The following is an 18,064-nucleotide window of genomic DNA, read 5'->3' on the forward strand; positions in this document are numbered from 1 at the left end:
TGACCGACCGTTCGGTTGATTTTAGGATCGTCCCCGGTATCCGCACAAGCGCCGGGGCCTCGGGCAAACCCTGAGCCGGCCGTTCCACCCCGAGGAGACGTTCCGAATGCCCAGCTATTCCATCGACGGCGTGATTCCCGTGGTCGACCCCACCGCCTACGTGCATCCGAGCGCCGTGTTGATCGGCGACGTGATCGTCGGCCCGCGCTGCTACGTGGGCCCGTGCGCGAGCCTGCGCGGTGACTTCGGCCGCATCGTGCTCGAGGAGGGCTCGAACGTGCAGGACCACTGCTGCGTGCACGGCTTTCCCGACCAGGACACGGTGGTGGAGGTCAACGGCCACATCGGCCACGGCGCGATCCTGCACAGCTGCGTGGTGCGCCGCGATGCGCTGGTCGGCATGAACGCGGTGGTGATGGACGAGGCCGAGATCGGCGAGCAGGCGATCGTGGCCGCCTGCGCCTTCGTGCCGGCCGGCATGAAGGTGCCCCCGCGCACACTGGTGGCGGGCATTCCGGCCAAGGTGAAGAAGGTGCTCAGCGACGAGGAGATCGCCTGGAAGCTGGAAGGCACGCACACCTACCACGCGCTGACCGATCGCAGCCTCGCGAGCCTGCGCGAAGTGGCACCGCTCGCGCGCCCCGAGGCTGACCGGCCGCGGCTGCCCGACTTCGACGTGCAATCGCTGATCGCGATGCGGCGCGGCTAGGGCGCCGAGTTCGATCGTGCAAGATCGCGGGTTGTCCGCAGCCACTTGCCTTAAGGAAGAAAGAAGACCCGATGCCGCGTGGAAGATCCGCCACCTACGACGACCAGCGCGAACTCATCCTCGCGCGCGCGGCCGAGCTGTTCGCGCGCCGCGGCTATCCCGCGACCTCGATGAACCAGGTGGCAGAAGCCTGCAAGCTCTCGAAGGCCACGCTCTATCACTACTACAAGGACAAGAGCAGCCTGCTGATCAGCATCGCCGAGACGCATGTCTCGCGCCTGGCCGCGCTGGTGGCCGAGGAAGAGGCCTCCACGCACACCGACGAGGAGCGGCTGCGCCGCTTCATCTACCGCATCGTCGAGGAATATGCGGGCGCGCAGAACGCGCACCGCGTGCTGACCGACGACGTGCGCTTTCTCGAGCAAGAAGACCGCGAGCGCGTGCTCGACCAGGAGCGCGAGGTGGTGGCCGCCTTCGCGCGGGCAGTGTCGGCGCTGCGCCCGGGCGCGCCGAGCGACGACCTTGCCAAGCCGCTCACGATGCTGCTGTTCGGCATGATCAACTGGATGTTCACCTGGATGAAGCCCGATGGCCGGCTCGACCACGCATCGATCGCGCCGATCGTGGCCGACCTGTTCCTCGGCGGCATCGGCGCGGTGAAGGCGCCGCCGCCGCGCGCGCTGGCGGCGGCTGAAGCTAAAGAATCCGGTTGAACCAGAGCAGCGACAGCCCGGCCGACAGCAGCGTGAGGATCGCCGCGCCGAGCGCGAAGAGCGCCGAGATCTCGGTCTCCTTCTTCTCGACCGTGAGCCGCGAGCTCAGGGTCTCGTAGACCTTCTTGAGGTCGGTGGCCGTGCCGGCGTAGAAGTAGTCGGCCTGGGTCTTGTTGGCCACGGCCTTGAGCGTTTCCTCGTCGAGCCGCACCCGCATCGACCAGCCCTCGAAACCGATGGTCTCGCCGTCGACCGTGCCCACGCCCACGGTGTAGATGCGAACGCCGCGGTCGGCCGCCGCCTTGGCGGCATCGAGCGGGTCGACGCCGGTGGTGCGCTGGCCGTCGGTGAGCATGATGATCGCGGCCGAGGTGTACGAGCCCGGCGCCACCGGCGTGAACTCCTTGGCCTGCTTCTCGGGCTGGTCGATCGGCGTGCCGCGCTGCCGGCTCGGTGTGCTGAACTGCGACACGTCGATGCCCGCGTCGGGGAACAGCGTGGCGAGCGAGACCACGATGGCATTGCCGGTGGCCGTGGCGCGCTGCAGCTGGAAACTGTCGATCGCGGTCATTAGGTCGTCGTGGCTCGTGGTGGGCAGCTGCGCCACCTGCGCGCTGCCCGCGAAGGCCACGATGCCGACCTTCACATGGCGCGGCAGGTCCTTGATGAAGCTCTTGGCGGCCTCCTGCGCCGCCACGAGCCGGTTGGGTTGCACGTCGGCGGCGCGCATGCTGCCCGACACGTCCATCGCGAGGATGATCGTCTGCTGGTTCGACGGCAGCATCACCACGGCCATGGGCCGTGCCGCCGCCACGAGCATGGCGGCCATGGCGAGCAGGAAGAGCACGGGCGGGATGTGCCGCCGCAGGCTCTGGCCCGTGCCCATGGCCTCGCGCACGATCGACAGGCTCGCATAGCGCACCGCCATCTTCTTCTTGCGCCGGATCAGCCAGATGTAGAGCAGCACCAAGAGCGGCAGCGCCGCCAGCAACCAGAGGAATTGAGGCCAGAGAAACGTCATGCTGCCACCGCCTTCATGCTGCCCGGGCCGATGCGCGTGCGGCGCTTGCGCAGGTCGGCGAAACGAACGATGGCTTCCACCAGGTCGTCGCTGGTCGAAAGCTCGAGCGCGTCGACGCCCGCCTTGGCGAGCGCCGCGCGCAGTGCGTTCTCGCGCTCGGCGGCGAGCCGCGCGAAGCGCTTGCGGAAACCGGCGTCGTGCGTGTCGACCCAGAGCTGCTCGCCGGTCTCGGCGTCGCGCAGCGGCACCAGTCCGAGGTCGGGCAGCTCGAGTTCGAGCGGGTCGAACAGTCGCACCGCCACCACCTCGTGCCGCTGCACCAGTTGGCCGAGCGGGCGCTCCCAGCCCGGTTCGCTGAGGAAGTCGGACACCACGAACACCATGGAGCGGCGCGGCATCAGCATGGCGGCCGACTTGAGCAGCTCGTCCAGCCGTGTCATGCCTTTCTGGGTTGGCGCGGCCTCGGCCTTGTCGGCGCGGCGCTCCATGGCGTGCAGCAAGTGCAGCACATGGCGGCGGCCGCTGCGCGGCGGGATCACTGCCTCCAGGTCGCTGCCGTAGACCAGCGCGCCGACACGGTTGCCGTGGCGCGTGAGCAGGCGCGCGAGCACGCTGACGAAGCCGGCCGAGATCTCGCGCTTGGCCTTCAGGCCCGAACCGAAATCGACCGAGCGGCTCAGGTCGAGCACGAACCAGGCCGCCATCTCGCGGTCTTCGGTGAACACGCGCACGTAGGGCGTCTGCAGGCGCGCCGTGACGTTCCAGTCGATATGGCGCACGTCGTCGTGGTGCTGGTATTCGCGCAGGTCGGCCAGGTCGAGGCCGGCGCCGCGCATCAGCGTGCGGTAGTCGCCCTGCAGCAGCCCGTCGAGCCGGCGGATCACCGTCCATTCGAGCCGGCGCAGCACCCGCTCCGCCCCGCCAGCCTGCGCGATGAGGCGTTCGTCGTTGGCGGCCGCGGGGGCCTTACGCCACCAGCTTTTCATGTTCGAGGGGCTTTGGGGGAGCAGGGACGGCCTTCATGATCTTCTCGATCAGGCTGTCGGGTGTGAGGCCTTCCGACAATCCTTCGTAGGAAAGCGTCACGCGGTGGCGCAGTACGTCGGGCACCAGCGCGGTCATGTCCTCGGGCAGCGCATAGCTTCGGCCGCGCAGCAGCGCGAGCGCGCGGGCGCCTTCGGTGAGGCTGATGCTCGCGCGCGGGCTGGCGCCGAAGGTGATGAAGCGGCGCATGTCCTTGAGGCCGTGCTTGTCGGGCGTGCGCGTGGCCGAGACCAGCTTCACCGCGTACTGGATGAGCGAAGGGTCGACGTAGACCCGCCGCGCCTCGGCCTGCAGCGCCGCGAGCTGCTCGGTGGTGGCGACCGGGTTGGCCTCGAGCGGTGCGCCGATCACGCGCTGGACGATGACGAACTCTTCCTCGTCGGTGGGGTAGTCGACCAGCACCTTCATCATGAAGCGGTCGACCTGCGCTTCGGGCAGCGGATAGGTGCCTTCGGTCTCGATCGGATTCTGCGTGGCCATGACCAGGAACGGGCGCGGCACGCGGTGCGTCTCGCCCGCGATCGTGACCTGGCGCTCCTGCATCACCTCGAGCAGCGCGCTCTGCACCTTGGCGGGCGCGCGGTTGATCTCGTCGGCCAGCAGCAGGTTGGCGAACACCGGGCCGAGCGAGGTGCTGAACTCGCCGGTCTTCTGGTTGTAGATGCGGGTGCCGACGAGGTCGGCCGGCACGAGGTCGGGCGTGAACTGGATGCGCTTGAACTGGCCGCGCACCGTGTCGGACAGCGTCTTGATGGTGAGTGTCTTCGCGAGGCCCGGAACGCCCTCGACCAGCAGGTGCCCGCCCGCAAGCATCGCGACCATCACGCGCTCGAGAAAGCGGTCCTGGCCCACCACCACGCGCTTGACCTCGTAGAGGATCTGCTCCATCAGCTCGGCCGTGCCGGTGGACGTGGAATAAGGGGTCTCGGTGCTCATGCGGTGGCCTCTTGCTGGATGGACGGTCGAAAGTTCGAAGGGGCGGATGGGCTTCGGGCCGGCTAGAACGGCGGCGAGCCCGCGGCCGAAGCGGCGTTCTCGATCGGCACGGCAAAACCGATGCCGATGAAGGTGCGCTGCTGTGTCGGGTTGAGGATGGCGGTGACGATGCCGAGCACCTCGCCTTCCATGTTGACGAGCGGGCCGCCCGAGTTGCCGGGGTTGGCGGCGGCATCGAACTGGATCAGGTTGCCGAGTTCCTGCTTGCCCTCGGGCGAGCGGAACGAGCGCTTCAGGCCCGAGACCACGCCGGCCGATACCGAGGGGCCGATGCCGAACGGAAAGCCCACCGCGGCCACCTGATCGCCGGGCTGCAGGTCGGCGGTCGAGCGCATCACGGCGGGAATCAGGTCGTCGGGAATCTTCTGCGCCTGCAGCACAGCGAGGTCGTTCTCGGGCTGCACGCCGGTGATGGTGGCCGTGGCTTCGAAGCCATCGGCGAAGGTGACCTTGATCGTCTCGGAGCCTGCGACCACATGCAGGTTGGTGAGGATCACGCCCTTGTCGACGATCACCACGCCGGTGCCCACACCGCGCTCGACCTCGCCCGGAGGCGGGTCGGCCTCGGGCGGCTTGCCCTTGGCGAGATTGCGGCCGCGCTTCTGCGTCTTGGCTTCGGGCGTAGCTTTTTCGGGGCCGTAGCCGACCACGCGCACCACCGAAGGCCGCACGATCTCGGCGGCTTTGGCGGCGGGAGACGGAAGGGGCTGGGTCTGCAGCGTGCGCAGCACGGCCGAATCGATGTCTTTCTGCGTGAGCGCCCTGGCGCCCTGGCGCGGCCACCAGGCGGTGCCGGCAACAAGCGCGGCGCTCAGCAGCACGACCAGTGCGAAGCTGCGTCGGCCGGGCTGCCAACCGGCCTTGCCCGGAGGGACGGCCGGGGAAGGGGTGCCGCCGGCGGCTTCTGGCAAAGGCGAGGCGGCCTCGTCGGCCGCACCAGGCAGCGTGCGGGGCGAACGGCTGTAGAAGGCGGGCCTGCGCATCGAAGCACCTCCGGCAAAGGAACGACGGGAGAGGGGTTCACAGTAGCACGCTTTCCGCGGCCTTGCATCCCTTCGGGCATCATCGGGCGATGGCTGTCTTGATCGATACCCACTGCCATCTCGACGCGCCCGAATTCGGTGCGGAAATGCCCGTCGTCCGGGCGCGCGCGGCCGAGCGCGGCGTCGCGCTGTGCGTCATTCCGGCCGTGGGCGTCTTCAACTTCGCCACCGTGCGTGAGCTCGCGCGGGTGCAGGGCGACGCTTATGCGCTCGGCATTCATCCGCTGTGCACCGGCAATGCCGAGGAGGCCGACCTCGAGACCCTCGACGCCGAGCTGTCGGCACGCCATGACGATCCGCGGCTCGTTGCCGTCGGCGAGATCGGCCTCGACTATTTCGTCGAGGGGCTCGACAGCGACAAGCAGCAGCACTTCTTTCACACTCAGTTGCAACTTGCGCGCAAACACGATCTGCCGGTGCTCATCCATGTGCGCCGCTCGGTCGACAAGGTGCTCAAGCACCTGCGGCAGACGGCGGGCGGGCGGCCGTGGCGCGGCATTGCCCACGCCTTCAACGGCAGCGAGCAGCAGGCCCGGGCCTGCATCGAACTCGGGCTCAAGCTGGGTTTCGGCGGCGCCGTAACCTTCGAGCGCGCGTTGCAGCTGCGGCGCCTGGCGGCATCGTTGCCGCTCGAATCGATGGTGATGGAAACCGACGCGCCCGACATCCAGCCGCACTGGATCTACCGCACGCAGGCGCAGCGCGCGGCCGGCGAGGCGCAGGGCCGCAACGAGCCCGGCGAGCTGCCGCGCATCGCCGAAGTGGTGGCGCAGCTGCGCGGCATCGGGGTCGACGAACTGGCCGAAGCCACGACGCGAAATGCGCTCGACGCCATGCCGCGGCTCCATGGCCTACTCGCACTGTCGGAAGGCGGGCCGCCCAGCCCGTAGGCCGGTGCCCCGACTTGGGGCCACGCCGGTGAAAGGCATTTTTTTGCTGTCATCCTCCGGGTTCGAAGTGGCGTTGCCGATGAGTGGCAACTCCGCCACTCCAACACCTGATTCAAAAAAGGAGTCTTCACATGACCACATCTTCGATTCGCACCCTGCCCGCCGTGCTCGCACTGGCGCTCGCCTCGATCGGCATCTCGGCCGTGGCGCAGACCACCGCCCCGGCCACGACCACCGCCGAGCCCACCGTGACCGAAAGGGCGAAGGAGGCCGGCAGCGATGCGGTGGACGCCACCAAGCGCACCACCAAGAAGGCGGTGAATGCCACCGAGAACGGTGCCGAGAAGGCGTGGGACGCCACCAAGCGCACCTCCAAGAAGGCGGCCAACGCCACCGAGAACGGCGCCGAGAAGGCCTGGGACGCGACCAAGCGAACCACCAAGAAGGCCGTGAACGCCACCGAAAGCGGCACCGAAAAGGCGTGGGACGCCACCAAGAACACGACCAAGAAGGCCACCAGCGCAACGAAGAACGTCGCTGCGAAGACCGGCGATGCCGTCGAGAATGCTGGCCACAAGACGGCCGACGGCATGCGCAGCGCCGGCCATGCGATCGGGGAGAAGGTGCCCGGCACCGCCGAGCACGACGCGGCCAAGAAATAAGCGCCGGCCCGCCGCGTGACAAGACCCGCTTCGGCGGGTTTTTTCGTTGGCCCGGGCAATGCCAAGATCACGCCCATGACGCAATCCACCCGAACCGGCCGCGCCAGCGGCAAACCCGGCCCGGTGCTCACCGGCCTGGCCCCGGTGGTCTCGCCGGCCACCGTCGTGCTGATCCTCGGCAGCTTCCCCGGCGTGCGCTCGCTCGAGCTCCAGCAGTACTATGCGCATCCCCAAAACCAGTTCTGGAAGATCTTGCAAGCCATCTGGCCCGACCACCCGCTCCCGATGGGCGTGGACAGCTACCCGCAGAAGAAGGCCTGGCTGCTCGAACGCGGGCTGGGCGTGTGGGACGTCTATGGCGCCTGCGAGCGCGAGGGCAGCCTCGACACCGCGATCCGCGCGCCCGTGGTGAACGACATTGCGGCGCTGCACCTGCCGAAGCTCGCCGCCATCGCCCACAACGGCGGCGAGAGCTTCAAGCATGCACGCCACACGCGCACCCTGGGCGTGCCGGTCTACCAGTTGCCTTCCACCAGTCCCGCCAACGCGTCCTGGCGCTTCGAGCGCAAGCTCGCTGCCTGGCGCGAGGTCTTCGCCGCCCACCACCTTCTTTGATGGCCACCAGCAAGAAAAGCAAAACCCCCGTGCTTCCCGAAGTCAATTTCTCGGACTGGGGCGACATCCGCTACCTGCACCTGGGCACCGAATGGGTCCAGGGATCGATGAAGATCGACGCGCCGTTCGAGATCGAGCTCGAGTACGTGCAACGCATGATGGCCTGGCTGCTGTTCGCCGAGCCGAAAGAGGTGGCGAACCTGCACGCCATGCAGCTCGGCCTGGGTGCGGCCACGCTCACCAAGTTCAGCCGCAAGACGCTGCGCATGCGCACCACGGCCATCGAGCTGAACCCGCAGGTGGTGTCGGCCTGCCGCGGCTGGTTCAAGCTGCCGGCCGACGATGCGAAGCTGCGCGTGGTGGTGGCCGATGCCGCGGCCGAGATCCGCAAGGCCGAGTGGCAGGGCACGGTCGATGCGCTGCAGGTCGACCTGTACGACCACGAGGCGGCGGCGCCAGTGCTCGACAGCGAAGACTTTTATGCCGACTGCCGCGCGCTACTCACCGACACCGGCTGCATGACGGTGAACCTGTTCGGCCGGTCGTCGAGCTACGAGCGCAGCCTCGAGAAGATCGCGGCTGCCTTCGGCGCGGACGCGGTGTGGGCCTTCAAGCCGACGCGCGAAGGCAACACGGTGGTGCTGGCACAGCGCGCGCCCGCCCGGCCGAAGCGCGAGGCGCTTGCCGAGCGCGCACAAACGATCCAGACTCGCTGGGACCTGCCTGCGCCGAAGTGGCTGCGGGTGTTCAAGCCGCTCCATCCCACCCTCACGCGTTCTTCCGGTTCATGAGTGCTGTCCCTGCCGTTCCCGCTGCCGTTTCCGTGCGCCACGAAGGCCCGCTCGACCTGCGCCGCCTGATCGAGTGGCTGGCTGCCGATGGCGTGATCTCGGCCGTGGAGGCCAAGCGCACCATCGCGCGCTGCGCACAGGCCGAAAGCCGGCAAGCGCCGCTGGTGCGGCTCGCCAACGTGGCCATGACGCGCGAGAGCGACGGCAAGCCGCTCGACCTGGAAATGCTCACGCAGTGGCTCGCGGGCCGTGCGGGCCTGGCCTACCTGCGCATCGATCCGCTCAAGGTCGACGTGGGCAAGGTCGCCGACACCATGAGCGCCGCCTACGCCGAGCGCCACAAGGTGCTGCCGGTGCAGGTGCTGCCCAACGAGGTGGTCGTGGCCACGGCCGAGCCTTTCCTGACCGACTGGATCGCCGAGGTCGAGCGCCAGGCACGCCGTTCGGTGCGCCGCGTGGTGGCCAACCCGGCCGACATCCAGCGCTACACGGCCGAGTTCTTCGCGCTCGCCAAGTCGGTGCGCGCCGCGCAGAAGGCCGGCGGCAACACGGGCGGTGCGAGCTTCGAGCAGTTGGTGGAGCTTGGCAAGAGCACCCGGCAGCTCGACGCCAACGACCAGAGCGTGGTGCAGGTGGTCGACTGGCTCTGGCAGTACGCGTTCGACCAGCGCGCCAGCGACATCCACCTGGAGCCGCGCCGCGAGCAGGGCGTGATCCGCTTCCGCATCGACGGCATCCTGCATCCGGCCTACCAGATGCCGATGGGCGTGATGAACGCGATGGTGGCGCGCATCAAGCTGCTGGGCCGCATGGACGTGGTCGAGAAGCGCCGGCCGCTCGACGGCCGCATCAAGACGCGCAACATGCGCGGCGACGAGGTCGAGATGCGGCTGTCGACCCTGCCGACCGCCTTCGGCGAGAAGATGGTGATGCGGATCTTCGACCCCGACACGGCGGTCAAGGACCTCGACGCGCTCGGCTTCTCGCAGCATGACGCGCACCGCTGGGAGCAGCTCGTCACGCGGCCCAACGGCATCGTCCTCGTGACGGGGCCGACCGGCTCGGGCAAGACCACCACGCTCTACTCGACGCTCAAGCGGGTGGCGACCGAAGAGGTGAACGTGAGCACGGTCGAGGACCCGATCGAGATGATCGAGCCCGCGTTCAACCAGACGCAGGTGCAACCCCAGCTCGACTTCGGCTTTACCGAGGGCCTGCGCGCGCTGATGCGGCAGGACCCGGACATCATCATGGTGGGCGAGATCCGCGACCTTGCCACGGCCGAGATGGCGGTGCAGGCCGCGCTCACCGGGCACCTCGTCTTCAGCACGCTGCACACCAACGATGCGCCGAGCGCGATCACGCGGCTGATGGAGCTCGGCGTGCCCTCGTACCTCATCAATGCCGTGATGCTCGGCGTGCTGGCCCAGCGGCTCGTGCGCACGTTGTGTCCCCATTGCAAGCAGCCCGACGAAGGCATCACGCGCGAGAAGCTCGAAGCCATCGTGAAGCCGTGGCAGATCACCGGCTCGGTGCGCGCCTACAAGCCCGTGGGCTGCGTCGACTGCCGCATGACCGGCTACATGGGGCGCATGGGGCTGTACGAACTGCTGAGCGTCAGCGAAGAGTTCAAGGGCCTGGTCACCAAGGAGCCCAACCTCTCGGGCCTGCGCCGCCAGGCCGTCGTCGACGGCATGCGCCCGCTGCGCCTCGCGGGCGCGCTGCGCGTGGCCGAAGGCGTCACCACCATCGAGGAAGTGCTGAGCGCGACGCCACCGCTGGAGTAGGGCCCACCCCCGTCCCTCGCTCACTTCGTGTAGCTCGACTCCCCCCTCGCGGGGGCAACACCAGCGGCCCGGAAAAGCCGGTTCCGCGGTGTTTCCCGCGAGGGAGCCCGCATTGGTGATCTCGGGTTATCCCTAGCACTTTCGTTAGTGGAATCCACATCGAGCCGGTCTCCGGCGGACTCGACAATCCCGCATCGAAATCTGTTCGAGGAGACTGTTCGTGAAAATCAAGAGTCAGAAAGACTTTTTCTCGGGTGTGATGTTTACGGTCGTGGGTCTGGCGTTCGCATGGGGCGCCACCACCTACAGCGTAGGCACCGGCGCCCGCATGGGACCCGGCTACTTCCCGCTGATGCTGGGCATCCTGATGGCCGTCATCGGCCTGGGGATCATGTTCAGCGGCATGACCGTCGAAACCACCGACGGCGAGCCGATCGGCAAGTGGGCCTGGAAGCAGGTGGTGTTCATCCTGGGCGCCAACCTCGCCTTCGGCGTGCTGCTCGGCGGCCTGCCGACCTTCGGCGTTCCGGCCATGGGCATGATCATCGCGATCTACGCGCTCGTGCTCATCGCGAGCCTCGCGGGCCACGAGTACAAGCTGCCCACCGTGCTGATCCTGGCCACCGTGCTGGCCGTCGGCAGTTACGTGGCCTTCATCTGGGCGCTGAAGCTCCAGATCCAGGTCTGGCCGACCTTCATCACCGGTTGAGACGAAAGCTGCGCTCATGGAATTGTTTGACCACCTCTCGATGGGTTTTGGCGTTGCCTTTACCTTCACCAACCTGCTGTACTGCCTCGGCGGCTGTATTCTCGGCACGCTGATCGGCGTGCTGCCGGGCATCGGGCCCGTCGCGACCATCGCGATGCTGCTGCCCGCCACCTATGCGCTGCCGCCCGTGTCGGCGCTCATCATGCTGGCCGGCATCTACTACGGTGCACAGTACGGCGGCTCGACCACCGCGATTCTCGTGAACCTGCCGGGCGAATCGTCCTCGGTGGTGACCGTGATTGACGGCTACCAGATGGCGCGCAAGGGCCGCGCCGGTCCGGCGCTCGCCGCCGCCGGCCTGGGCTCGTTCTTCGCAGGCTGCGTGGGCACGCTGATCCTCGCGGCCTTCGCGCCGCCGCTGACCGAGCTGGCCTTCAAGTTCGGCCCGGCCGAGTACTTCTCGCTGATGGTGCTGGGCCTGATCGGTGCTGTGGTGCTGGCTTCGGGTTCGCTGCTCAAGGCCATCGGCATGATCGTGCTGGGCCTGCTGCTCGGCCTCGTCGGCACCGACGTCAACTCGGGCGTCGCGCGCTTCAGCTTCGACATCCCCGAACTCACCGACGGCATCGGCTTCGTGGCGATCGCCATGGGCGTATTCGGCTATGGCGAAATCATCGCCAACCTCTCGCGCCCCGACGAGGACCGCGAGGTGTTCACCGCCAAGGTCTCGGGCCTGTTCCCGACCAAGGAAGACTTCAAGCGCATGGTTCCCGCAATCCTGCGTGGCACGGCGCTCGGTTCCTCGCTCGGCATCCTGCCGGGTGGCGGCGCGCTGCTGTCGGCCTTTGCGGCCTACACGATCGAGAAGAAGACCAAGCTGAAGCCGGGCGAAGTGCCTTTCGGCAAGGGCAACATCCGCGGCGTGGCAGCCCCCGAGGCAGCCAACAACGCCGGTGCGCAGACCTCCTTCATCCCGCTCTTGACGCTGGGCATTCCGCCCAACGCCGTGATGGCGCTGATGGTGGGCGCGATGACGATCCACAACATCCAGCCGGGCCCGCAGGTGATGACCAGCAACCCCGAGCTGTTCTGGGGCCTGATCGCCTCGATGTGGATCGGCAACGCGATGCTCGTGATCCTGAACCTGCCGCTGATCGGCCTGTGGATCAAGCTGCTCACGGTGCCGTACAAGTTCCTGTTCCCGGCGATCGTGCTGTTCTGCGCCATCGGCGTGTACTCCACGAACAACAACACCTGGGACATCTGGATGGTCGGCATCTTCGGCTTCGTGGGCTACACCTTCTTCAAGCTGGGTTGCGAACCTGCGCCGCTGCTGCTGGGCTTCATCCTGGGGCCGATGATGGAAGAGAACCTGCGCCGCTCGCTGCTGCTGTCGCGCGGCGACTGGAGCGTGTTCGTCACGCGCCCGATCTCGCTCGGCCTGCTGCTGGCTGCGCTGCTGCTGCTGGTGATCGTGCTGCTGCCGGCCGTGAAGGCGAAACGCGAAGAAGCTTTCGTCGAGGATTGACCCACCCCCGAAGCGGCGCACTTCGTGTCGCCGCCTCCCCCTCGAGGGGGCAACACCTGCGGCCCGGCAAAGCCGGTTCCGCGGTGTTCGCGAACATGCAACGGCGCCTTCGGGCGCCGTTGCCATTTCAGGGCTTGTTCGCCCTCGGGGGCTTCATGTGCTGCCTTGCCATCGCCAGGAAGGCCATCGCCGCAGGCGTGAGCGGATGCTTGGCGAGCCGGATCGCAACGACCGGGTATTCGAGCACCGGCCGTGTGACGGCGACGGCGCGCAGGTTGCCGGGCATCAGCACCTCGACATAGCGCGGCAGCAGGGCGACGCCTGCACCGGCCTGCACCAGGCCGAAGGCGGTCGAGAGCATCGAGACGTGGTGCACCACGCGCGGGTACACGTTGGCCATGCTCGAGAGCTGGCTGCTCACGGCGCGCCATACGTTGGCGTCGGGGTTCACGTGGATGAACGGCAGCGACTCCAGGTGCCGCGCATCGACCACCACGCGCTGCGCGAGCGGATGGTCGTCGCGCACGAAGAGCGCCATGCGCTCGGTGAACAGGGGCTCGGTTGCGAGCTCCGAGTGCTTCTGCCCAATGTCGGAGCCGAAGCCGAGGTCGGCCTCCTGCGAGAGGATGCGCGAGATCATTTGCTCTGCCGTGCTGTCGAGCAGCGTGGCCGCCAGCGTCGGGTGCGCGCGCGAGAAGCGCTCGAGCAGCGGCGGCAGCAACGCGCCCGCGGTCAGGTGGCCGACCGCCAGCACCACGCGGCCTTCGCGCAGTTGCGATTGCGAACGGCAGGCCTCGACCGATTCGTCGACCAGCCGCAGCGCGCGCACCGCGGTCTCGGCCATGAGCTGACCTGCGCCCGTGAGCTGCAGCCGCCGCCCGCGCACCACCAGCGGCTGCCCGAGTTCTTCCTCGATGCGCTTCACCAGGTGGCTGATCGCGGGCTGCGTGAGCTGCAGGCGCTCGGCCGCGCGCGTGAAGCTGCCCGATTCGGCCACGGCCGCGAGCGCCCGCAACTGCTGCAGCGAAACGGCTTCGGTGGCGGATCGTGTCATTAGTTCAGCTCATAGTCGAATAACCAGGATTATCTGGCTTGATGCGTGGCGGCTGCATAGCATGGGAGGTTTTCCTCAACGCGCCAGAATCCGCCCATGAAAAGAATCCAGTTCCTCCAAGCCCTTGCTGCAACTGCTGCGTTCTGCATGGCCGCTCCGACGGCGGCCCTGGCACAGGCTTACCCGGCCAAGCCGGTGCGGCTGATCGTGCCGTTCCCCGCGGCCGGTGCCACCGACCTCTTCGCGCGCACGCTCGGCCAGAAGCTGGGCGAAAAGCTCGGCACCACGCTGGTCGTCGACAACAAGCCCGGCGCCGGCGGCGCCATCGGCTCCGACCTGGCCGCGAAGGCGCCGGCCGACGGCTACACGCTGCTGCTGGCCACCACCAGCACGCACGCGATCGGCCCCGCCATCACCCGCAAGCTGCCCTACGACACGGTGCGCGACTTCACGCCCATTGCGCACGTGGGCGACGCGCCGAGCATCATGCTGGTGCCGGTCGACTCGCCCGCGAAGAACGTGCGCGAGTGGATCGACCATGCCAAGAAGAACCCCGGCCAGCTCAACTATGCATCGAGCGGCAACGGCACGATCGTCCAGCTGACCGCGGAACTCTTCAAGTCGCAGGCCGGCGTGTTCGTGACGCACATCCCCTACAAGGGCACGGCGCTCGCCATTCCCGACCTGATCACCGGCAGTGTCGACGTGCTCTTCGATTCGCTGCCCACGGGCATGCCGCACGTGCGCGACGGACGGCTCCGCGCGCTCGGCGTGACTTCGCTCCAGCGAAGCCCGCTCGCCCCCGAGCTGCCCCCCATCGCGGACACGCTGCCGGGCTTCGAGTCGAACACCTGGTTCGGCTTGTACGGGCCGAAGGGGCTGCCGGCCGACCTGGTGGCGCGCATCAACAAGGCGGCCAACGAGGCCCTCGCCGATCCCGAACTGAAAGAGAAGCTCTCGCGCCTGGGCATTTCGCCCGCCGCGCCCGGCACGCCCGAGCAGTTCTCGAAGCTGGTCGCGGGCGATGCGGCCAAGTGGAAGAAGATCGTCGTCGATCGCAAGATTTCCAACGACTGACAGCCTCGCTCCCCAACCGTTCGTCCCCCCAGAAGGCACATCATGCAATTCGATTACGCGAACCCCTACCTCACCACCCGCATCCCCGTCTTCGCGCGCAACGTGGTGTCGACCTCGCATCCGCTCGCGTCGCAGGCCGGCCTGCGCACGCTGCAGCAGGGCGGCAATGCGGTCGATGCCGCCATCGCCACCGCGGCGGTCATGACGCTGGTCGAGCCGGTGAGCAACGGCCTCGGCAGCGATGCCTTCTGCATCCTCTGGGACGGCAAGGAACTGCACGGCCTCAATGCATCGGGGCCCGCGCCCAAGGCCTGGACGCCCGAGTACTTCAAGGCCAAGTACGGCGCCGACGCCACCACGCCGCCGATGCGCGGCATCGACTCGGTCAGCGTGCCCGGCGCGGTGCGCGGCTGGGTGGCGCTCTCCGAGCGCTTCGGCAAGCTGCCGTTCGCCGACCTGCTGGCGCCAGCCATCGACATTGCCGAGCGGGGCTACCTCGTGCCGCCGGTGGTGCAGCAGAAGTGGGCGGCCGCCACGCCGGTGCTGGAAGGCCAGGCGGGTTTCGCGCAGGCCTTCATGCCGCGCGGCCGTGCGCCCGAGGTGGGCGAGCTGTTCCGCTTCGCGGCCGCGGCACGCGCGCTCAAGGCCATTGCACGCACCAAGGGCGAGGCCTACTACAACGGCGAGATCGCCGAGGCGCTCGCCAAGTTCTCGAAGGCGCAGGGCGGCGCGCTCACCGTGGCCGACCTTGCGGCCTACCAGCCCGAATGGGTCAAGCCGATCTCGCGCGACTATCGCGGCCACACGCTGCACGAGATCCCGCCGAACGGGCAGGGCATCGCGGCGCTGATCGCGCTCGGCATCCTCGAGAAGTTCGATATCGCCTCGCTACCCGTCGATTCGGTGGCCTCGCAGCATCTGCAGATCGAGGCCATGAAGCTGGCCTTCGCCGACGTGTACCGCTATGTCTCCGAGCCATCGTCGATGACGGTGACCCCCGAGCAAATGCTCGATGACGCGTACCTCGCCTCGCGTGCGAGACTCATCGACGTGAAGAAGGCACAGGATTTCAAGGCCGGCAACCCCGTGAAGGGCGGCACCATCTATCTCACGGCCGCCGATGAGCGCGGCATGATGGTGAGCTTCATCCAGAGCAACTTCATGGGCTTCGGCTCCGGCTGCGTCGAGCCCGAATTCGGCATCAGCCTGCAGAACCGCGGCCACGGCTTCAGCCTGAATGCCGAGAGCCCCAACGTGGTGGCGCCCGGCAAGCGGCCGTTCCACACCATCATCCCGGCCTTCCTCACGAAGGACGGCCAGCCCGTGATGAGCTTCGGCGTGATGGGCGGCAACATGCAGCCCCAAGGCCACATGCAGACGCTGGTGCGCATGCTCGACTACCGCCAGAGCCCCCAGGTGGCCTGCGACGCGCCGCGCTGGCGCTTCAACGCCGGGCTCGAGATCAACGTCGAGGCGGCAATGAATGCGGACACCGTGCAGGGCCTGCGCGGCCTCGGGCACCAGCTCGACGTGATCAACGACTCCTACCAGGACTTCGGCGCCGGCCAGTTCATCTGGCGTGCGGGTGACCCGTCCGTGGAAGGTTACGTGGCCGCGAGTGACGCGCGCCGCGACGGCGTGGCTGCCGGATACTGAGGCCGTTCCATCCGCGTGACCACTTGACCATCGAAAAGAAGAACCTCCTTCCCGGCCTCATCCTCGCGTCGCTCGGCGCGATCGCGTTCAGCGGCAAGGCCATCATCGTCAAGCTCGCGTACCGCTACGGCGTCGACGCGGTCACGCTGATCATGCTGCGCATGCTGTTCGCGCTGCCGCTCTTCGCGGTGATGGCGTGGTGGGCCGGACGCGGCAAGCCTGCGCTCACGCTGCGAGATTGGCTCGGCGTGATCGGGCTTGGCTTCTCGGGCTACTACCTCGCGAGTTTTCTCGACTTCGCGGGGCTTGCCTACATCTCCGCCAGCTTCGAGCGGTTGATCCTGTACCTCAACCCGACGCTCGTGCTGCTGTTCGGCTGGCTCTTGTACCGCCGGCGCGCGACGCGGCCGCAGGTGCTCGGCATGGTCGTGAGCTATGCGGGCGTGCTGCTGGTGTTCGGCCACGAACTCTGGAGCGGCGGCGACGGCAAGGGCGGCGGCGCGGCGGCATGGGGCGCGTTCCTGGTGTTCCTGAGCGCGGTGAGCTATGCGGGCTACCTCGTCTACAGCGGCGAATTCGTCAAGCGGCTCGGATCGCTGCGGCTCGTGGGCCTGGCCACCACCGTGGCGTGCGTGTTGTGCATCGTGCAGTTCGTGCTCATGCGGCCAGTCAGCGTGGCGATGCAACTGGCGCCCGAGGTCATCTGGCTGTCGGTGCTCAATGCCACGCTGTGCACCGCGGTGCCGGTGCTGATGGTGATGATGGCCATCGAGCGCATCGGCCCCGCCATGGCCGCGCAAACGGGCATGATCGGGCCCTTGTCCACCATCCTCATGGGCGTGGTCATACTCGACGAGCCGTTCACCGCGTGGATCGCGGCCGGCACGGTGCTCGTGATCGCGGGCATCTTCGTTTTCACACGCAAGGGGCGCTAGGTTCGGCGTCCCTGCAGTTCAGGAGCAACGACATGGATCTGGGTATTGCAGGCAAGACCGCACTGGTGTGCGGCGCGAGCAAGGGATTGGGCTACGGCTGCGCCGAGGCGCTGGTGCGCGAAGGCGTCAACGTGGTGATCGTGGCGCGCGGCGCCGAGGCGCTGGAAGCGGCCGCGAAGAAGCTCGATGCGGCCAAGGGCGCGGGTGGCGCGTTCGTCAAGCAGGTGGCGGCCGACATCACCACCGAGGCCGGCCGCGCCGCGGTGTTCGCGCTCGGCCACGACTTCGACATCGTGGTGACCAACGCCGGCGGACCGCCGCCCGGCGACTTCCGCAACTGGGACCGCGAGGCCTGGATCAAGGCGGTCGATGCCAACATGCTCACGCCGATCGAACTCATCAAGGCCACGGTGGACGGCATGGCCAGCCGCGGGTTCGGGCGCATCGTCAACATCACCTCGAGCTCGGTGAAGTCGCCGATCGACATCCTCGGCCTGTCGAACGGCGCACGCAGCGGCCTGACCGGCTTTGTGGCGGGCGTGGCGCGCACCGCCATCGCGGCCAAGGGCGTGACGATCAACAACCTGCTGCCGGGCTCGTTCGACACCGATCGCCTCAAGGGCACCATGGCCGGCACGGCGCAAAAGACCGGCCAGGACTTCGACACCGTCTGGGAAGCCCGCAAGAAGAACATTCCGGCGAAGCGCTTCGGCACACCCGCCGAGTTCGGCGCGATCTGCGCGTTCCTCTGCAGCATGCAGGCAGGCTACGTCACCGGACAGAACGTGCTCGCGGACGGCGGCGCGTACCCCGGAACCTACTGACGCGACGGCG

General features: G+C 67.9%; 18 protein-coding genes. 13 read left to right on the forward strand and 5 right to left on the reverse strand.

Features of this window, described 5'->3' with window-relative positions; translation table 11 throughout:
* The first annotated feature begins 106 nt into the window (after positions 1-106).
* The gene (locus AC3A6G_RS06585) at positions 107-709 is read left to right on the forward strand and encodes a phenylacetic acid degradation protein PaaY (RefSeq protein WP_487859404.1); all 603 of its coding nucleotides are present in this window, start codon (positions 107-109) and stop codon (positions 707-709) included.
* A 71-nt stretch (positions 710-780) separates the two neighbouring features.
* Positions 781-1,422: a TetR/AcrR family transcriptional regulator gene (locus AC3A6G_RS06590; RefSeq protein ID WP_487859405.1), complete on the forward strand. Its 642-nt coding sequence runs from the start codon at positions 781-783 to the stop codon at positions 1,420-1,422.
* Here the strand turns inward: AC3A6G_RS06590 and AC3A6G_RS06595 are convergent.
* From AC3A6G_RS06595 to AC3A6G_RS06610, 4 genes are all read right to left on the reverse strand, one after another.
* Positions 1,406-2,443, reverse strand: a complete 1,038-nt coding sequence (locus AC3A6G_RS06595; protein ID WP_487873370.1) for a VWA domain-containing protein — start codon at positions 2,441-2,443, stop codon at positions 1,406-1,408. The two genes, AC3A6G_RS06590 and AC3A6G_RS06595, sit on opposite strands and share 17 nt — an antisense overlap.
* Positions 2,440-3,429 (reverse strand): DUF58 domain-containing protein, encoded by a 990-nt coding sequence (locus AC3A6G_RS06600; protein ID WP_487873371.1) that lies wholly within the window; start codon positions 3,427-3,429, stop codon positions 2,440-2,442. The genes AC3A6G_RS06595 and AC3A6G_RS06600 overlap by 4 nt, the downstream gene beginning before the upstream one ends.
* Positions 3,410-4,423 (reverse strand): AAA family ATPase, encoded by a 1,014-nt coding sequence (locus AC3A6G_RS06605; RefSeq protein WP_487859408.1) that lies wholly within the window; start codon positions 4,421-4,423, stop codon positions 3,410-3,412. Before AC3A6G_RS06605 ends, AC3A6G_RS06600 begins: the two co-directional genes overlap by 20 nt.
* A 62-nt stretch (positions 4,424-4,485) precedes the next feature.
* Positions 4,486-5,466 carry a S1C family serine protease gene (locus tag AC3A6G_RS06610; RefSeq protein WP_487873372.1) on the reverse strand — a complete coding sequence of 327 codons (981 nt, stop codon included), beginning with the start codon at positions 5,464-5,466 and terminating at the stop codon, positions 4,486-4,488.
* Between the two features lie 89 nt (positions 5,467-5,555).
* On the opposite strand from AC3A6G_RS06610, the gene AC3A6G_RS06615 reads away from it, so the two are divergent.
* From AC3A6G_RS06615 to AC3A6G_RS06645, 7 genes are all read left to right on the forward strand, one after another.
* Positions 5,556-6,416, forward strand: a complete 861-nt coding sequence (locus AC3A6G_RS06615; protein WP_487873373.1) for a TatD family hydrolase — start codon at positions 5,556-5,558, stop codon at positions 6,414-6,416.
* Positions 6,417-6,547: 131 nt separating this feature from the next.
* Positions 6,548-7,078 carry a hypothetical protein gene (locus AC3A6G_RS06620; protein ID WP_487873374.1) on the forward strand — a complete coding sequence of 177 codons (531 nt, stop codon included), beginning with the start codon at positions 6,548-6,550 and terminating at the stop codon, positions 7,076-7,078.
* Positions 7,079-7,153: 75 nt separating this feature from the next.
* The gene (locus tag AC3A6G_RS06625; protein ID WP_487873375.1) at positions 7,154-7,693 is read left to right on the forward strand and encodes a DNA-deoxyinosine glycosylase; all 540 of its coding nucleotides are present in this window, start codon (positions 7,154-7,156) and stop codon (positions 7,691-7,693) included.
* On the forward strand, positions 7,693-8,484 hold the full coding sequence (locus AC3A6G_RS06630; RefSeq protein WP_487859413.1) for a class I SAM-dependent methyltransferase: 792 nt from the start codon (positions 7,693-7,695) through the stop codon (positions 8,482-8,484). Before AC3A6G_RS06625 ends, AC3A6G_RS06630 begins: the two co-directional genes overlap by 1 nt.
* Positions 8,481-10,271, forward strand: coding sequence for a type IV pilus assembly ATPase TfpB (gene tfpB, locus AC3A6G_RS06635; RefSeq protein ID WP_487859414.1), 1,791 nt, complete (start codon positions 8,481-8,483; stop codon positions 10,269-10,271). Before AC3A6G_RS06630 ends, tfpB begins: the two co-directional genes overlap by 4 nt.
* A gap of 220 nt (positions 10,272-10,491) precedes the next feature.
* Positions 10,492-10,980, forward strand: a complete 489-nt coding sequence (locus AC3A6G_RS06640) for a tripartite tricarboxylate transporter TctB family protein (protein ID WP_487859415.1) — start codon at positions 10,492-10,494, stop codon at positions 10,978-10,980.
* Between the two features lie 16 nt (positions 10,981-10,996).
* Positions 10,997-12,508 (forward strand): tripartite tricarboxylate transporter permease, encoded by a 1,512-nt coding sequence (locus tag AC3A6G_RS06645; RefSeq protein WP_487859416.1) that lies wholly within the window; start codon positions 10,997-10,999, stop codon positions 12,506-12,508.
* Positions 12,509-12,635: 127 nt separating this feature from the next.
* On the opposite strand, the gene AC3A6G_RS06650 is transcribed toward AC3A6G_RS06645, so the two are convergent.
* Positions 12,636-13,562: a LysR family transcriptional regulator gene (locus AC3A6G_RS06650; protein ID WP_487859417.1), complete on the reverse strand. Its 927-nt coding sequence runs from the start codon at positions 13,560-13,562 to the stop codon at positions 12,636-12,638.
* A 96-nt stretch (positions 13,563-13,658) separates the two neighbouring features.
* On the opposite strand from AC3A6G_RS06650, the gene AC3A6G_RS06655 reads away from it, so the two are divergent.
* From AC3A6G_RS06655 to AC3A6G_RS06670, 4 genes are read left to right on the forward strand one after another with little or no spacing between them, the layout of a single operon-like run.
* A complete protein-coding gene (locus AC3A6G_RS06655) occupies positions 13,659-14,639 on the forward strand; it encodes a tripartite tricarboxylate transporter substrate binding protein (protein ID WP_487859418.1) in 981 nt (326 codons plus the stop codon).
* Between the two features lie 42 nt (positions 14,640-14,681).
* Positions 14,682-16,295 (forward strand): gamma-glutamyltransferase family protein, encoded by a 1,614-nt coding sequence (locus AC3A6G_RS06660; protein ID WP_487873376.1) that lies wholly within the window; start codon positions 14,682-14,684, stop codon positions 16,293-16,295.
* Positions 16,296-16,318: 23 nt separating this feature from the next.
* On the forward strand, positions 16,319-17,230 hold the full coding sequence (locus AC3A6G_RS06665) for a DMT family transporter (RefSeq protein WP_487873377.1): 912 nt from the start codon (positions 16,319-16,321) through the stop codon (positions 17,228-17,230).
* 32 nt (positions 17,231-17,262) lie between these two features.
* Positions 17,263-18,054 (forward strand): SDR family oxidoreductase, encoded by a 792-nt coding sequence (locus tag AC3A6G_RS06670; RefSeq protein WP_487859421.1) that lies wholly within the window; start codon positions 17,263-17,265, stop codon positions 18,052-18,054.
* Positions 18,055-18,064: the final 10 nt, after the last annotated feature.

The sequence above is a fragment of the Variovorax sp. Soil_C_26 genome (genome assembly GCF_057657075.1).

Excerpts from the sequence above, each read along its gene's own strand:
- AC3A6G_RS06585 (WP_487859404.1), top strand. The coding sequence starts at position 107 with ATGCCCAGCTATTCCATCGACGGCGTGATTCCCGTGGTCGACCCCACC.
- AC3A6G_RS06590 (WP_487859405.1), top strand. The coding sequence starts at position 781 with ATGCCGCGTGGAAGATCCGCCACCTACGACGACCAGCGCGAACTCATC.
- AC3A6G_RS06595 (WP_487873370.1), bottom strand. The coding sequence starts at position 2,443 with ATGACGTTTCTCTGGCCTCAATTCCTCTGGTTGCTGGCGGCGCTGCCG.
- AC3A6G_RS06600 (WP_487873371.1), bottom strand. The coding sequence starts at position 3,429 with ATGAAAAGCTGGTGGCGTAAGGCCCCCGCGGCCGCCAACGACGAACGC.
- AC3A6G_RS06605 (WP_487859408.1), bottom strand. The coding sequence starts at position 4,423 with ATGAGCACCGAGACCCCTTATTCCACGTCCACCGGCACGGCCGAGCTG.
- AC3A6G_RS06610 (WP_487873372.1), bottom strand. The coding sequence starts at position 5,466 with ATGCGCAGGCCCGCCTTCTACAGCCGTTCGCCCCGCACGCTGCCTGGT.
- AC3A6G_RS06615 (WP_487873373.1), top strand. The coding sequence starts at position 5,556 with ATGGCTGTCTTGATCGATACCCACTGCCATCTCGACGCGCCCGAATTC.
- AC3A6G_RS06620 (WP_487873374.1), top strand. The coding sequence starts at position 6,548 with ATGACCACATCTTCGATTCGCACCCTGCCCGCCGTGCTCGCACTGGCG.
- AC3A6G_RS06625 (WP_487873375.1), top strand. The coding sequence starts at position 7,154 with ATGACGCAATCCACCCGAACCGGCCGCGCCAGCGGCAAACCCGGCCCG.
- AC3A6G_RS06630 (WP_487859413.1), top strand. The coding sequence starts at position 7,693 with ATGGCCACCAGCAAGAAAAGCAAAACCCCCGTGCTTCCCGAAGTCAAT.
- tfpB (WP_487859414.1), top strand. The coding sequence starts at position 8,481 with ATGAGTGCTGTCCCTGCCGTTCCCGCTGCCGTTTCCGTGCGCCACGAA.
- AC3A6G_RS06645 (WP_487859416.1), top strand. The coding sequence starts at position 10,997 with ATGGAATTGTTTGACCACCTCTCGATGGGTTTTGGCGTTGCCTTTACC.
- AC3A6G_RS06650 (WP_487859417.1), bottom strand. The coding sequence starts at position 13,562 with ATGACACGATCCGCCACCGAAGCCGTTTCGCTGCAGCAGTTGCGGGCG.
- AC3A6G_RS06655 (WP_487859418.1), top strand. The coding sequence starts at position 13,659 with ATGAAAAGAATCCAGTTCCTCCAAGCCCTTGCTGCAACTGCTGCGTTC.
- AC3A6G_RS06660 (WP_487873376.1), top strand. The coding sequence starts at position 14,682 with ATGCAATTCGATTACGCGAACCCCTACCTCACCACCCGCATCCCCGTC.
- AC3A6G_RS06670 (WP_487859421.1), top strand. The coding sequence starts at position 17,263 with ATGGATCTGGGTATTGCAGGCAAGACCGCACTGGTGTGCGGCGCGAGC.